The organism is Aquabacterium humicola (genome assembly GCF_030167915.1).
In the GTDB taxonomy this organism is placed as follows: Bacteria; Pseudomonadota; Gammaproteobacteria; order Burkholderiales; family Burkholderiaceae_C; genus Pseudaquabacterium; species Pseudaquabacterium humicola.
In genome coordinates this window covers 30,269-44,033 of record NZ_JARGNB010000012.1, presented here as the reverse complement: position 1 = coordinate 44,033, position 13,765 = coordinate 30,269, and the positions used below count along the sequence as shown (strand labels likewise).

14 protein-coding genes and 1 tRNA gene are annotated in these 13,765 nt (G+C 69.2%); 10 read left to right on the top strand and 5 right to left on the bottom strand.

Features of this window, described 5'->3' with window-relative positions:
• Positions 1-4 precede the first annotated feature (4 nt).
• From P1K89_RS31080 to P1K89_RS31060, 5 genes are read right to left on the bottom strand one after another with little or no spacing between them, the layout of a single operon-like run.
• Complete coding sequence (locus tag P1K89_RS31080; protein ID WP_284620435.1) at positions 5-787, bottom strand: M90 family metallopeptidase; 783 nt, start codon at positions 785-787, stop codon at positions 5-7.
• Complete coding sequence (locus tag P1K89_RS31075; RefSeq protein WP_284620434.1) at positions 784-1,551, bottom strand: UDP-2,3-diacylglucosamine diphosphatase; 768 nt, start codon at positions 1,549-1,551, stop codon at positions 784-786. The genes P1K89_RS31080 and P1K89_RS31075 overlap by 4 nt, the downstream gene beginning before the upstream one ends.
• A gap of 14 nt (positions 1,552-1,565) precedes the next feature.
• On the bottom strand, positions 1,566-2,069 hold the full coding sequence (locus tag P1K89_RS31070) for a peptidylprolyl isomerase (protein ID WP_284620433.1): 504 nt from the start codon (positions 2,067-2,069) through the stop codon (positions 1,566-1,568).
• Between the two features lies 1 nt (position 2,070).
• The gene (locus tag P1K89_RS31065; RefSeq protein WP_284620432.1) at positions 2,071-2,640 is read right to left on the bottom strand and encodes a peptidylprolyl isomerase; all 570 of its coding nucleotides are present in this window, start codon (positions 2,638-2,640) and stop codon (positions 2,071-2,073) included.
• Positions 2,641-2,680: 40 nt separating this feature from the next.
• Complete coding sequence (locus P1K89_RS31060; RefSeq protein ID WP_284620431.1) at positions 2,681-3,205, bottom strand: tetratricopeptide repeat protein; 525 nt, start codon at positions 3,203-3,205, stop codon at positions 2,681-2,683.
• A gap of 200 nt (positions 3,206-3,405) precedes the next feature.
• On the opposite strand from P1K89_RS31060, the gene cysS reads away from it, so the two are divergent.
• The 10 genes from cysS to P1K89_RS31010 all read left to right on the top strand — a co-directional run bounded on the left by cysS (position 3,406) and on the right by P1K89_RS31010 (position 13,765).
• A complete protein-coding gene (gene cysS / locus P1K89_RS31055; protein ID WP_284620430.1) occupies positions 3,406-4,788 on the top strand; it encodes a cysteine--tRNA ligase in 1,383 nt (460 codons plus the stop codon).
• Positions 4,789-4,793: 5 nt separating this feature from the next.
• Positions 4,794-5,450: a DNA-3-methyladenine glycosylase family protein gene (locus P1K89_RS31050; RefSeq protein WP_284620429.1), complete on the top strand. Its 657-nt coding sequence runs from the start codon at positions 4,794-4,796 to the stop codon at positions 5,448-5,450.
• 76 nt (positions 5,451-5,526) lie between these two features.
• Positions 5,527-6,498 carry an acetyl-CoA carboxylase carboxyltransferase subunit alpha gene (locus P1K89_RS31045; RefSeq protein WP_284620428.1) on the top strand — a complete coding sequence of 324 codons (972 nt, stop codon included), beginning with the start codon at positions 5,527-5,529 and terminating at the stop codon, positions 6,496-6,498.
• Positions 6,495-7,796, top strand: a complete 1,302-nt coding sequence (gene tilS / locus P1K89_RS31040) for a tRNA lysidine(34) synthetase TilS (protein ID WP_284620427.1) — start codon at positions 6,495-6,497, stop codon at positions 7,794-7,796. The genes P1K89_RS31045 and tilS overlap by 4 nt, the downstream gene beginning before the upstream one ends.
• 59 nt (positions 7,797-7,855) lie before the next feature.
• Positions 7,856-9,133, top strand: a complete 1,278-nt coding sequence (locus P1K89_RS31035) for an aspartate kinase (protein ID WP_284620426.1) — start codon at positions 7,856-7,858, stop codon at positions 9,131-9,133.
• 65 nt (positions 9,134-9,198) lie between these two features.
• Positions 9,199-9,291, top strand: a tRNA-Ser gene (locus P1K89_RS31030).
• Between the two features lie 77 nt (positions 9,292-9,368).
• On the top strand, positions 9,369-10,976 hold the full coding sequence (locus P1K89_RS31025; protein WP_284620425.1) for an MFS transporter: 1,608 nt from the start codon (positions 9,369-9,371) through the stop codon (positions 10,974-10,976).
• Between the two features lie 29 nt (positions 10,977-11,005).
• Positions 11,006-11,926: a LysR family transcriptional regulator gene (locus P1K89_RS31020; RefSeq protein WP_284620424.1), complete on the top strand. Its 921-nt coding sequence runs from the start codon at positions 11,006-11,008 to the stop codon at positions 11,924-11,926.
• A 101-nt stretch (positions 11,927-12,027) separates the two neighbouring features.
• Complete coding sequence (locus P1K89_RS31015; RefSeq protein WP_284620423.1) at positions 12,028-12,717, top strand: substrate-binding domain-containing protein; 690 nt, start codon at positions 12,028-12,030, stop codon at positions 12,715-12,717.
• A 19-nt stretch (positions 12,718-12,736) separates the two neighbouring features.
• Positions 12,737-13,765: an amidohydrolase family protein gene (locus tag P1K89_RS31010; RefSeq protein WP_284620422.1), complete on the top strand. Its 1,029-nt coding sequence runs from the start codon at positions 12,737-12,739 to the stop codon at positions 13,763-13,765.

Here is a 13,765-nt window from a genome sequence, read left to right as displayed (position 1 = left end):
ACGATCACCCGGCGTGGCTCGCCGGGTCCTGATCGAAGTAGCGCGCCAGCATCCCGTACAGCTCGGGGTGCTCGGCGCGCATTGCCTTTGGGTTGACGAAGAAGGCTTCGCTGGCGACGGCGAAGTACTCGTCGACGCCTTCGGCGCCGTACGGGTCCAGCACCGTGTCCTCGCCGGCGTCGACGCGGGCGCAGAAGCGCTCGTAGTCGGCATCGATCAGCGCGGTCCACGCGTCCCGGTCGGCGGCGCTCGGCAGCGGCGGCACGCCGTCGGCCTCGCCGTCGCCCATGTCGAGCACATGGGCGAACTCGTGGATGACGACGTTGTAGCTCCACTCCGCGCTGGTGCCGGCTTCGTGCACGTCGTGCCAGGACAGCATCACCGGGCCGCCTTCCATCGCCTCGCCGGAGAGCACCTCGTCGTAGGCATGCACGACGCCATCGTCGTCGGTGACCTCGCGCCGCGCCACGACCTCGTCCGGATGCACGACGATGCCGACGAAGCCGCGGTAGGGCGCGAGGCCGAGGCGCAGCACCGGGAGACAGGCCTGCGCGGCGATGAACACCGCCATCGCGTCGTCGATCACCAGGCCGTTGGCGCCGCTGAACTCCTTCTGATCGAGGAACAGGCTGGCGAGCTCGCGCAGCCGCTGCAGGTCGTCGTCCGAGCGGCGCCCGAGGAAGGGCAGGCGCGCCAGCGTCAGCGCCCAGAGCTCGTCGGGGATCGCGCGGCGTTCGATCGCGCGCGCTTCGCGATGCGCGCGCCAGCGGGCAAGCAACCCCTTCATGCGCGCCCGGATGCGAGGTCCAGCTCGGCGAGTCCCGCGGCTGTCAGCCGAAGCATGCGAGCGCGCGGGTGCGATCCGTCGAGGTCCCAGTCGCCTAACACGTAGCGCCGGCGGCCATCGGCCAGCTGGTGAACGGCCGGCCGGTGCGTGTGGCCGTGCACCATCACGTCAGTCCCGGCGTCGACGAGCCACGCCGCCGCCGCGGCGTCGTCGACATCGGACCATTGTTCGGACGCCAGGCCGGCCTGGTGTGCAGCGCTCGCGTCGCGCATCGCGCGCGCCTGCGCCTGGCGCTCGGCCAGCGGCAGCGCGAGGAACCGGTGCTGCCACGCATCGCTGCGCACGAGGCGCCGGAACTGCTGGTAGTCGGTATCGGCCAGGCACAGCGCATCGCCGTGCGTCAGCAGCAGGCGCTGGCCGAAGGCGTCGAGCAACGTCGGCTCCTGCAGGCGCCGCACGCCGCACTCGGCGAGCAAGGCATCGCCGACCAGGAAGTCGCGGTTGCCCGGCAGGAAGGCGAGGGCGCGCCGGGACGACGCTTCGCGCAGCACGTCGGCGCAATCGCGCTCGAAGCCGCCGAAGCGGGCATCGTCGCCGACCCACACCTCGAACAGGTCGCCGAGCATCAGCACTGCGTCGGCCGGCGTCGTCAGCAGGTGACGGCGCCAGACCTCGAAAGTACGCGGCATCGCCGCGTGCAGATGCACGTCCGACAGCAGGTCGATCGCTGCCCAAGCCGGATCTGCGCGCAGCGTGCCGATCACGTCGGGGGTCGACCTCAGGCGACTTCCACGACCTTCTGGATCACGACGTCCTCGTTCGGCACGTCGTCGTGGAAGCCCTTGCGGCCGGTGGCCACGCGTTCGATCTGGTCGACGATCTCGGTGCCCGAGACCACCTTGCCGAACACCGCGTAGCCCCAGCCCTGGGGCGACTCGGACTTGAAGTTCAGGAACTCGTTGTCGGCGGTGTTGATGAAGAACTGCGCGGTGGCCGAATGCGGCGCGCTGGTGCGGGCCATCGCCAGCGTGTACTTCTGGTTCTTCAGCCCGTTGCCCGCCTCGTTGGCGATGGCTTCGCGCGTGGGCTTCTGCTGCATGCCGGGCGCGAAGCCGCCGCCCTGGATCATGAAGCCCTTGATCACGCGGTGGAACACCGTGCCGTCGTAGTGGCCGGCGCGCACGTAGGCCAGGAAATTCTCGACGCTGGCCGGAGCCTTCGCGTCGTCGAGCTCGATGCGCAGCGTGCCTGCGCTGGTGGTCATCTCGACGGTCTTGGTCATGTCATTTCTCCACGGTGGCTTTGGTGATCACGATGGCCTTCAGCGGCACGTTCTCGTGGCCGTTCTTGATGCCGGTCGGTGCGGTCTTGATCTTCTCGACGACGGTGTCCATGCCCTCGACGACGCGGCCGAAGACGGTGTAGCCATGGCCGTCGCGCGCATTCGCGGCGTCGAGGAAGGGGTTGTCGCGCACGTTGATGTAGAACTGCGCGGTCGCCGAGTTCGGGTCCGCGGTGCGGGCCATCGCGATCGTGCCGCGCTCGTTGGACAGCCCGTTGCGCGCTTCGTTCGCGATCGGCGGGCGCGTCGCCTTCTCGTTCATGTCCGCGGTCATGCCGCCGCCCTGGATCATGAAGTTGTCGATCACGCGATGGAAGATCGTGCCGTTGTAGTGGCCGGCCTTCACGTATTGCAGGAAGTTCGCGGTCGACTTCGGCGCCTTCTCGGCGTCGAGCTGCACGACGATGTCGCCGGCGCTGGTCGTCAGGCGCACTTTCTGCGCCGCCGCGGCGCCGCAAAGGCCGACGCCGAGGGCCAGCGCGAAGGTCCAGCGCGTGAGGGTGGATCGCATCCGGGACGGTCTCCTGAAAGGGGTGGGAGGGAAAGGGCGTTCAGCGTGCGCCGACGTCGCGCGCGAGCTTCAGCTTGCGCTGCAGGCCGGGCTCGGCGCGCGGGTTCGCGCTGGCCTGCTCGTAGGCCCGCTGGGCGAGCCGCACGAACACGTCGCCCAGGTTCTCGAGCGCCGCGAAGTACGCCGGGTCATAGCGCAGCGCCTGCTCCAGCAGCTCGCGCGCACGGTCCAGCTGGCCTCGCGCGGCATGCAGCACGGCCAGGTTGTTGTAGGGCTCGGGCAGCTCCGGGTAGTCCTGCGTCAGCCGCTCGAAGACGGTGATGGCCTCGGCCTCGCGGCGCGTCTCGGACAGCATGACGCCGCGCAGGAAACGCAGCCGTGGGCTGTTCGCCTGGGCCGCGAGCGCGACATCGAGGCGCTGGAAGGCGAGCGTGGTGTCGCCGCCGCGGTAGAGGCGCTCGATCTCACGTGCGACGTCCGGCCCCTCGGCCGCGTGCACCGCGCAGGCAGCCGACAACGCGGCGATCGCCGCGAGGGAACGGAAGAGGAAATGGGGTCGGGGCATCGGGTCCGTGTGTGACCGATGCGGCGCGCTGCGAAGCGTTCTCGCAGCGGTGCGCCGCTATACTGAATCGATTGTATGACTGGCCGCCGGCGCATCGCCCCGAACACCGCAGGGGCGCCGCGGCAAGCCTCCGAAGCACACCAACCGGCCGACCCGGCGTCCCGCACGCCACCTGTCGGCCGTTTTGTTCAGTCCCGCCGATGAGCCTCCGCCTGTACAACACGCTCAACCGCCGCATCGAGCCGTTCGTTCCGATCGAGCCCGGCCACGTGCGCATGTACGTCTGCGGCATGACGATCTACGACCTGTGCCACATGGGCCACGCGCGCATGATGATGGCCTTCGACGTCGTCTACCGCTGGCTGCTGGCGAGCGGCTACCGCGTCACCTACGTGCGCAACATCACCGACATCGAGGACAAGATCATCAAGCGCGCGGTCGAGCGCGGCATCACGATCCGCCAGCTGACGGACGAGATGATCGCCGCGATGCGCGAGGACATCGGCGCCATCGGCATCGCACCGCCGACGCACGAGCCGCGCGCCACCGAGTACGTGCCGCAGATGCTGTCGCTGATCGGCACGCTCGAGCAGAAGGGCCTGGCCTATCGCGCCGACAACGGCGACGTGAACTACGCCGTGCGCAAGTTCGCCGGCTACGGCAAGTTGTCCGGCAAGTCGATCGACGAACTGCGCGCGGGTGAACGCGTTGCGGTGGCCGACGGCAAGGACGATCCACTCGACTTCGTGCTGTGGAAGGCGGCCAAGGCCGACGAGCCGGCCGACGCGAAGTACCCCGGCCCCTACGGCGACGGCCGGCCGGGCTGGCACATCGAGTGCTCGGCGATGTCCTGCGCGGTGCTGGGCGAGCACTTCGACATCCACGGCGGCGGAATGGACCTGCAGTTCCCGCACCACGAGAACGAGATCGCGCAGAGCGAGGGGGCGTTGGGCAAGCCCTTCGTCAACTACTGGCTGCACAACGGGTTCCTGAACGTCGACAACGAGAAGATGTCGAAGTCCCTCGGCAACTTCTTCACCATCCGCGACGTGCTGCAGAAGTTCGACGGCGAGACGCTGCGTTTCTTCATGCTGCGCACGCACTACCGCAGCCCGTTCAACTTCAGCGACGTCAACCTCGAGGACGCGCGCGTCGCGCTGCGCCGGCTCTACACGGCGCTCGACGGCATCGACCTGCCGGCGGCCGACGACACCCCGATGGACTGGACGCAGCCGCAGGCCGCCGACTTCCGCGCGGCGATGGACGACGACTTCAATACGCCGGCCGCGCTGGCCGTGCTGTTCGAGCTGGCCACCGAGCTGAACCGCACGCGCAGCCCCCAGACGGCGGCGCTGCTGCGCCGGCTGGCCGGCACGCTTGGCGTGCTGCAGCAGGCGCCGCGCGCCTACCTGCAGGCCGGCAGCGCGCTCGACGAAGCGACCATCCAGTCGCTGATCGACGCGCGGACCGCGGCCAAGCAGGCGAAGAACTTCGCCGAGGCGGACCGCATCCGCCGCGAGCTGGCCGGGCAAGGCATCGAGCTGAAGGATTCGCCGCAGGGCACCACCTGGTTCCGGGCCTGACCAGCGTGCCGACCAAGAGCAGTGCCGCGGGCGTCACGCCCGACTACTGGGACGACGCCTGCAAGCACCTGGGCAAGCGCGACCGGGTGATGAAGAAGCTGATTCCGCAGTTCGGCGAGGCGCGGCTGCAGAGCCGCGGCGATGCGTTCACCACGCTCGCGCGATCCATCGTCGGGCAGCAGATCTCGGTGAAGGCCGCGCAATCGGTCTGGGACCGGTTCGCATCGACCGTCGGCGGCGTGTCGACGCGGCTGTCGCCGGCCGCGGTGCTGAAGCTCGATGCGCCAGTGCTGCGCGAGTGCGGGCTGTCGGCGCGCAAGGCCGAGTACCTCGCCGACCTGGCGCGGCACTTCGAGTCCGGCGCGGTGCACGTCAAGCTGTGGCAGCAGATGGACGACGAGGCCATCATCGACGAACTGGTGGCGATCCGTGGCATCGGCCGCTGGACGGCCGAGATGTTCCTGATCTTCCACCTGATGCGGCCGAACGTGCTGCCGGTCGACGACCTCGGCCTGATCAAGGGCATCAGCCTGAACTACTTCAGCGGCGAGCCGGTGTCGCGGGCCGAAGCGCGCGAGGTGGGCGAGGCCTGGGCGCCTTATCGCTCGGTGGCCACATGGTACATTTGGCGCAGTCTCGACCCCCTCCCGGTCGACTATTGATTCGGCGAAGCCCGCGCGCGCTTCGAGCCAGGAATCGAACCGGCATGGCCCCCGTGCAATCAACCTGCCAAGGCGGATGAGCAAACGACACTTCCTCGAGTTCGAGCAGCCGATCGCCGAGCTCGAAACCAAGATCGACGAGCTGCGCTTCGTGCAGAACGAATCGGCCGTCGACATCTCCGAAGAGATCGACCGGCTCGACAAGAAGAGCCAGCAGCTCGCCAAGGAGATCTACGCCAACCTGACCCCGTGGCAGGTGACGCAGATCGCACGCCATCCGCAGCGGCCCTACACGCTGGACTATGTCGGCGAGATCTTCACCGACTTCCAGGAACTGCACGGCGACCGCGCCTTCGCCGACGATGCGTCGATCGCCGGTGGCATGGCGCGCTTCAACGGCCAGCCCTGCATGGTCATCGGCCACCAGAAGGGCCGGGATACGAAGGAGCGCGCATCGCGCAACTTCGGCATGTCGCGCCCCGAGGGCTATCGCAAGGCGCTGCGCCTGATGAAGCTGGCCGAGAAGTTCGGCCTGCCGGTGTTCACCTTCGTCGACACACCCGGCGCCTATCCCGGCATCGGCGCCGAGGAGCGCGGCCAGTCCGAAGCCATCGGCCGCAATATCTTCGAGATGTGCCAGCTGGAGGTGCCGATCATCTCCACCATCATCGGCGAAGGCGGCTCCGGCGGCGCGCTGGCGATCTGCGTCGCCGACCAGGTGCTGATGCTGCAGTTCTCGGTCTATTCGGTGATCTCGCCGGAAGGCTGCGCGTCGATCCTGTGGAAGACCTCCGAACGCGCGAGCGACGCGGCCGAGGCGCTGGGCATCACCGCGCACCGGCTGAAGGCGCTGGGCCTGATCGACAAGGTCGTCAGCGAGCCGGTCGGCGGCGCTCACCGCGATCCGCGCCACATGTGCTCGCAGTTGAAGCGCGCGCTCGTCGATGCGCTGCGCCAGGTCTCCGACCTGAAGGTGAAGGACCTGCTGCAGCGGCGCTACGACCGCCTGCAGGCCTACGGCCGCTACGCCGATACCAAGGAGCGTTGAGCGCTTCTCCCGACACGCCGGTCGTCGCCACCACGGTGGCGGTGGCCTTCAGCGGAGGTCGGGATTCGCTCGCGCTGCTGCATGCGACGGTCCGGGCGGCCCGGGCGCTCGGCCTGAATGTCGTCGCGCTGCACGTGCACCACGGGCTTCAGGCCGCCGCCGACGACTGGGTGCGCTCGGCCATCCGCCTGTGCGGGCGCTGGCAGCGGCGGGGCTGGCCGCTCCGCCTGCGCTGGCATCGATTGAACGGTTCACCGGCCGCGGGTGACAGCGTCGAGGCCTGGGCGCGGCGCGAGCGTTACGCTGCCCTGGGCCGCATGGCACGCGAGGAGGGCGCTTCACTGGTGCTGCTGGCCCAGCACCGGCAGGACCAGGCCGAGACCGTGCTGCTGCAGGCGCTGCGCGGCGCCGGCCCGCGGGGGCTGGCGGCGATGCCGCGGTCCATCGAACGCGACGACATGATCTGGGCGCGTCCCTGGCTCGATCGATCGCGCACGGCCATCGAGTCCTATGTCCGACAGCACCGACTGCGCGCGATCGAGGATCCATCGAACAACGATCCCCGTTTCGCCCGCAGCCGCCTGCGCACGAGCCTGTGGCCGCAGCTCTCCCGCGAGTTCCCGCAGGCCGAGGTGGCATTCGCTGCCGTCGCGGCGCGTGCTGCCGAAGCGGCGGCCGTGCTGCGCGAGACGGCGCATGCCGATCTGCGCGACGTCGGCGATGCGCACGAACTGGACGTGGCCGCGTGGCTGGCGCTGTCGGCACCGCGGCGTGCGAACCTCCTGCGCCACTGGCTGAACGCGCCGCCCGACAGCCTCGTGCAGCGCCTGCTCGTCGAACTGCCGCAGTCCCGGCACGGCTCGTGGCCGCTGGATGCGCACCGGCAATTGCGCTGCTATCGCGGCCGGCTGCGCATCGTCGGCGAGGCGGCCGCCGGTGCGGACGCGCTGACCCTCGACCTGTCCGCACCGGGCCAACACGAGGTGCCGGGCTGGAGTGGCGCGATCGACGTGCGCGTCGTGATGAGCGGCGGCCTGGCGATCGACGACCTGCATGAGGTTGTCCTGCGCCCGCGCGGCGGCGGCGAATCGTTCCAGCGCGCACCGCGCACGCCCGCGCGCAGCCTGAAGAAGCAGTACCAGCAGGCTGGCATCCCCCCGGACCAGCGCCAGGCGCCGCTGCTGTGGTGCCGCGACCGGCTGCTCTTCGTGCCCGGTCTCGGCATCGACGCCCGCGCGGTCGCTGCGCCCGGAACGCCGCAGCGCAGCCTGCGGTGGTTGGTGCACCGCAGCAGCTAAAATCGCCGACTCCGCGCTCCGGGGCCCGCGTCCACAGCGTCCCGACACTCCCTCGTCACATGGCACTGATCGTTCACAAGTACGGCGGAACGTCGATGGGCTCGCCCGAGCGCATCAAGAGCGTCGCCAAGCGCGTGGCCAAATGGGCTCGCGCCGGTCACCAGATGGTGGTCGTCCCCTCCGCGATGAGCGGCGAAACCAACCGCCTGCTGGGCCTGGCCAAAGAGGTGCAGCCGGCGACGATCGACGCTGCTGCGATGCGCGAACTCGACATGATCGCCTCCACCGGCGAGCAGGTCTCGGTGGGCCTGCTGGCGCTGGCGCTGCAGGCCGAGGGCATGCCCGCGGTCAGCTACACCGGCTGGCAGGTGCCGGTGAAGACCGATTCGTCGTACACCAAGGCGCGCATCGAGAGCATCGACGACGCGCGCGTGCGGGCCGACCTGGCCGAGGGCAAGGTGGTCATCATCACCGGCTTCCAGGGCATCGACGAAGAAGGCTCGATCACCACGCTCGGCCGCGGCGGCTCGGACACCTCGGCGGTCGCGGTGGCCGCAGCGCTGAAGGCCGACGAGTGCCTGATCTACACCGACGTCGATGGCGTCTACACCACCGACCCGCGCGTGGTGCCGGAAGCCCAGCGCCTGCATACGATCAGCTTCGAGGAAATGCTGGAGATGGCCAGCCTCGGCTCGAAGGTGCTGCAGATCCGCTCGGTCGAGTTCGCGGGCAAGTACCGCGTGCCGCTGCGCGTGCTGTCGAGCTTCACGCCCTGGGACATCGCGATCGACGAAGAAGCGAAGTCCGGCACCCTGATCACCTTTGAGGAAGACGAAAAGATGGAACAAGCCGTCGTCTCGGGCATCGCGTTCAACCGCGATGAAGCCAAGTTCACCGTGGTCGGCGTGCCCGACAAGCCCGGCATCGCGTACCAGATCCTCGGCGCCGTGGCCGAGGCGAACATCGATGTCGACGTGATCGTGCAGAACATGTCGCACGACGGCCGCACAGACTTCTCGTTCACCGTGCACCGCAACGACTACCAGCGCACGCTGGACCTCCTGAAGGGCACCGTGGCGCCGTCGACCGGCGCGACCCAGGTGCTCGGCGACCCGAAGATCTGCAAGGTGTCGATCGTCGGCATCGGCATGAAGAGCCACGTCGGCGTCGCCGCGAAGATGTTCCGCACGCTCAGCGAAGAGGGCATCAACATCCAGATGATCACCACCAGCGAGATCAAGACCTCGGTGGTGATCGACGAGAAGTACATGGAGCTCGCGGTGCGCGCGCTGCACAAGTCCTTCGGGCTCGACGCGGTCGACACGTCGGGCCAGTGACCGCAACAACTCGATTGCCGCGCACCGAAACAGCGAAATCCCGCTGCTAGAATGCGCGCTGGCCTGGAGTCGTGACCGAGTGGCCGAAGGTGCTCCCCTGCTAAGGGAGTATGTGGGCAAAACCTGCATCGAGGGTTCGAATCCCTCCGACTCCGCCAACCAAACCTGAAACGCCATGCGGCTCGCGCTGCATGGCGTTTTTCTTTGGCCGCGTTGCGGCCCTTTCCAGCCGCCGATGCCTACGCCCGCCGCGCTCGCGCCCCTGTCCAATCCGGTCTTCCGTGGCCTCTGGTTCGCCTGGCTCGCCGCGAACCTGACGATGTGGATGAACGACGTCGCGGCCGCGTGGCTGATGACGTCGCTGACGACCAACCCGGTGATGGTGGCGCTGGTGCAGACCGCCTCGACGCTGCCGGTGTTCCTGCTCGGCATTCCGAGCGGCGCGCTGTCGGACATCATCGACCGCCGCCGCTACTTCGCCGGCACGCAGCTGTGGGTGCTGTTCGTCGCGCTGCTGCTGGCGCTGCTGTCGATCCTCGGCGCCCTGAACGCGCCTTTGCTGCTGGCGCTGACGGCGCTCAACGGCATCGGCCTCGCGATGCGCTGGCCGGTGTTCGCGGCGATCGTGCCGCAGATCGTCGAGCGGCCGCAGTTGTCGGCGGCGCTGGCGCTCAACGGCATCTCGATGAACCTGTCGCGGGTGATCGGGCCGGTGGCCGCGGGCACGCTGATCTCGCTGGTGAACCCGGCGGCCGTGTTCGTGCTGAACGCAGTGCTCGCGGCGATCGCCATGGTGCTGATCCTGCGCTGGCGCACGGTGCAGGAAACCAGCCCGCTGCCTGGTGAACGATTCGTCGGGGCGATGCGCGCGGGGCTCGCGTTCACGATGCAGTCGCCGCGGCTGAAGGTCGTGCTGCTGCGCATCTTCGTGTTCTTCATCCAGGCCTACGGCCTCGTCGCGCTGCTGCCGCTGGTCGCGCGCCAGCTGCACGGCGGCGGGCCGGCCACCTTCACGGTGATGCTGTCCTGCGTCGGCGGCGGCGCGATCGTCGCGGCGCTGTATTTCCCGGCGCTGCGCGCGCGCTTCAGCCGCGACCAGTTCGTGCGCTACGGCACCCTGATCCATGCCGCCTTCAGCGTGCTGATCGTGCTGGTGCCGGAGGTCTGGGTCGCGCTGCCGGCGATGGTGATCGTCGGTGCGGCGTGGATCTCGGTGGCCAACTCGCTGACGCTGTCGGCGCAGATGGCGCTGCCGGACTGGGTGCGCGCACGCGGCATGTCGATCTACCAGACCGCGCTGATGGGCGGCTCGGCCTTCGGCGCGGTGCTTTGGGGGCAGATCGCCGCCTGGACCAGCGTGCGCACCAGCGTGATCGCCGCGGCGGTCTTCGGCATCGTCGCGCTGCTGCTGACACAGCGCCTGCGCATCGAGCACGGCGAGGAGCTGGACTTCACGCCGGTGCCCACGCGCACGCTGCCGGAGCCGGCCGCGCCGATCGGCCCGCAGGAGGGCCCCGTGATGGTGACGCTCGAGTACCACATCGATCCGGCGCGCGCGGTGGAGTTCATCGCCGTGATGCAGGAAACGCGGCAGGCGCGGCTGCGCCAGGGCGCGCTGTCCTGGGGCCTGTTCCGCGATTCGGAAGCGGTCGGCCGCTACATCGAATACTTCGTCGACGAGAACTGGGTCGAGCACCAGCGGCGGCTGGTGCGCTTCAGCGCGTCCGATGCCGCACTGCGTGCGAAGCGGCTCGCGTTCCACCTCGGGCCGGAGCCGCCGGCGCTGAAGCGCTACGTCGGCGAGTCGATGGAGCGCCCACCGCCGGCCACGCCCGGCGTCTGAGCGGTGAATCGCTGCACCACAATGCGCGCGTGAACCTCAAGCAGCTCGAATATTTCGTGCACGTCGCCGAGCTCGGCAGCTTCAGCAAGGCCGCGCTGGTGCTGGACATCGCGCAGCCGGCGCTGAGTCGGCAGGTGCGGGCGCTGGAGATCGACCTGCGCGAGACGCTGCTGCTGCGCAACGGCCGCGGCGTGGTGCTCACCGAGGCCGGCCGGCGCCTCTTCGAGCACGGCATCTCGATCCTGCAGGCGGTATCGCAGGCGCGCGAGGACATGGGCGCGTCGCGCGATGCGCCGGTCGGGCAGGTCAGCGTCGGCGTGCCACCGACGATCGGCCGACAGCTGACCTTGCCGCTGGTCGATGCCTTCAAGCGCAAGCTGCCGGGGGCGCGGCTGGCGATCGTCGAGGGCCTGTCCACGCACATCGTCGAGTGGATCATGACGGGCCGCGTCGACGTCGGCCTGCTCTACAACCCCGAAGCGCAGCCGGCACTGGAGATCACGCCGGTGCTCGACGAGCCGCTGTGCCTCGTCGCCCACGCGGGCCCCGATGTCGCCCGCGGCCCGGTGCCGATGCGCGAGCTGGCCGGCCTGCCGCTGATCCTGCCCGAGCGCGCGCACGTGATCCGGCGGCTGCTGGAGACGCAGGCCGCGCTGATCGGGCTGAAGCTGGACGTGGCCTGGGAGGTGTCGAGCGTCGCCGCGATCATCGACCTCGTCTGTGCCGGCTACGGCCATGCGGTGCTGACCGCGAGCGCGGTGGCCGCCAGCGGCCGGGCCGATGAGCTGGTCGCGCGGCCGCTGACCGATCCGCCGCTGACCAGCGTGCTGTGCCTGGCGGTCTCGGCACACAAGCGGCCCGGCCCGCTGATGCGGCAGACGACGAGGGTGCTGGTCGAGCTGGCGAAGAGCCTGCCGCAGGGCACGGCGGCGCAGTCGCAGCCGGGCTGACCGCCGGCGCGGCATCGACCGCGCGTCATGCCGGCTTGCGATAGCTGGTATCGGAAGGATCTGCTAGGACGGCATCGCTCGGGTGGCCAGAATCGCCGCCCATGCAATCCTCCATCCGCGGCATCTCGTCGATGGCCACCCGCCAGGTGCTGGCCGAGTTGACCGCTGCCTTCGAGCGCCAGGGCGGAGGTCCGGTGGCGATCGAATCGGTCGGCGGCGTCGACGCGGCGAAGCGCGTGCAGGGCGGCGAGCCCTTCGACGTGGTCTTCCTGGCGTCGAACTCGATCGACGCGCTGATCGCCGGCGGCGCGCTGGCGGCCGGCAGCCGGGTCGACCTGGTGCGCTCGGGCGTCGCGATCGCCGTGCGCGCCGGCGCGCCGCGGCCGGACGTGTCGACCGAAGCCGCCGTGCGGCAGGCGGTGCTGGACGCACCGAATCTGAGTTATTCCACCGGACCCAGCGGTGTGCACCTTGCGCGACTGTTCGAGACCTGGGGCATCGCCGAACGCATCAAGGACCGCATCGTGCAGGCACCCCCGGGCGTACCGGTGGGCGCGCTGGTCGCGCGCGGCGACGTGGCGCTCGGCTTCCAGCAACTGAGCGAGCTGATGCACCTGGACGGGATCGAGGTGCTGGGCCCGCTGCCGCCCGCGATCCAGATCCTGACCACCTTCTCGGCCGGCATCGGCATCAACTCGCCCCGCGCGGATGCGGTGCGCCGGCTGCTCGACTTCATGCGCTCGCCGGCCGCCGACGAGACCAAGCGCCGCCACGGCATGGAGCCGGCATGACGAACCTGGAGACCTTTCGATGATCATCGACGTGCACGGCCACTACACCACCGCGCCGAAGGCGCTGGAGGTCTGGCGCAACCGCCAGATCGCCGGCATCGCCGATCCCGCGTCGAAGCCCGCGGTGGCGGAGCTGAGCATCAGCGACGACGAGCTGCGCGAGTCGATCGAAGCCAACCAGCTCGCGAAGATGCGCGAGCGCGGCAGCGACCTGACGGTCTTCAGCCCGCGCGCCAGCTTCATGGCCCACCACATCGGCGACTTCGAGGTCTCGTCGACCTGGGCGGCGATCTGCAACGAGCTCTGCTTCCGCGTCAGCCAGCTGTTCCCCGACCACTTCATCGGCGCCGCGATGCTGCCGCAATCGCCGGGCGTGGACCCGAAGACCTGCATCCCCGAGCTCGAGAAGTGCGTGAAGCAGTACGGCTTCGTCGGCATCAACCTGAACCCCGATCCGTCGGGCGGGCACTGGACCTCGCCGCCGCTGTCGGACCGCCACTGGTACCCCATCTACGAGAAGATGGTCGAGCTGGACATCCCCGCGATGATCCACGTCTCCACCAGCTGCAACGCCTGCTTCCACACCACCGGCGCGCACTACCTGAATGCCGACACCACGGCCTTCATGCAGTGCCTGACCTCGGACCTGTTCAAGGACTTCCCGACGCTGAAGTTCCTGATCCCGCACGGCGGCGGCGCGGTGCCCTACCACTGGGGCCGTTTCCGCGGGCTGGCGCAGGAGCTGAAGAAGCCGCTGCTGCAGGAGCACCTGCTGAAGAACATCTTCTTCGACACCTGCGTCTACCACCAGCCGGGCATCGACCTGCTGACCAAGGTGATCCCGGTCGACAACATCCTGTTCGCCAGCGAAATGATCGGCGCGGTGCGCGGCATCGACCCCGAGACCGGCCACTACTACGACGACACCAAGCGCTACATCGAGGCCTCGACGATCCTCAGTGCGGAGGACAAGCACAAGGTCTACGAAGGCAATGCGCGACGCGTATTCCCGCGGCTGGATGCCGCGCTCAAGGCGAAGGGGCAATGA

Coding starts and splice junctions, on each gene's coding strand:
- P1K89_RS31080 (WP_284620435.1), bottom strand. CDS start 787: ATGAAGGGGTTGCTTGCCCGCTGGCGCGCGCATCGCGAAGCGCGCGCG.
- P1K89_RS31070 (WP_284620433.1), bottom strand. CDS start 2,069: ATGACCAAGACCGTCGAGATGACCACCAGCGCAGGCACGCTGCGCATC.
- P1K89_RS31065 (WP_284620432.1), bottom strand. CDS start 2,640: ATGCGATCCACCCTCACGCGCTGGACCTTCGCGCTGGCCCTCGGCGTC.
- P1K89_RS31060 (WP_284620431.1), bottom strand. CDS start 3,205: ATGCCCCGACCCCATTTCCTCTTCCGTTCCCTCGCGGCGATCGCCGCG.
- cysS (WP_284620430.1), top strand. CDS start 3,406: ATGAGCCTCCGCCTGTACAACACGCTCAACCGCCGCATCGAGCCGTTC.
- P1K89_RS31045 (WP_284620428.1), top strand. CDS start 5,527: ATGAGCAAACGACACTTCCTCGAGTTCGAGCAGCCGATCGCCGAGCTC.
- P1K89_RS31035 (WP_284620426.1), top strand. CDS start 7,856: ATGGCACTGATCGTTCACAAGTACGGCGGAACGTCGATGGGCTCGCCC.
- P1K89_RS31025 (WP_284620425.1), top strand. CDS start 9,369: ATGCCTACGCCCGCCGCGCTCGCGCCCCTGTCCAATCCGGTCTTCCGT.
- P1K89_RS31015 (WP_284620423.1), top strand. CDS start 12,028: ATGCAATCCTCCATCCGCGGCATCTCGTCGATGGCCACCCGCCAGGTG.
- P1K89_RS31010 (WP_284620422.1), top strand. CDS start 12,737: ATGATCATCGACGTGCACGGCCACTACACCACCGCGCCGAAGGCGCTG.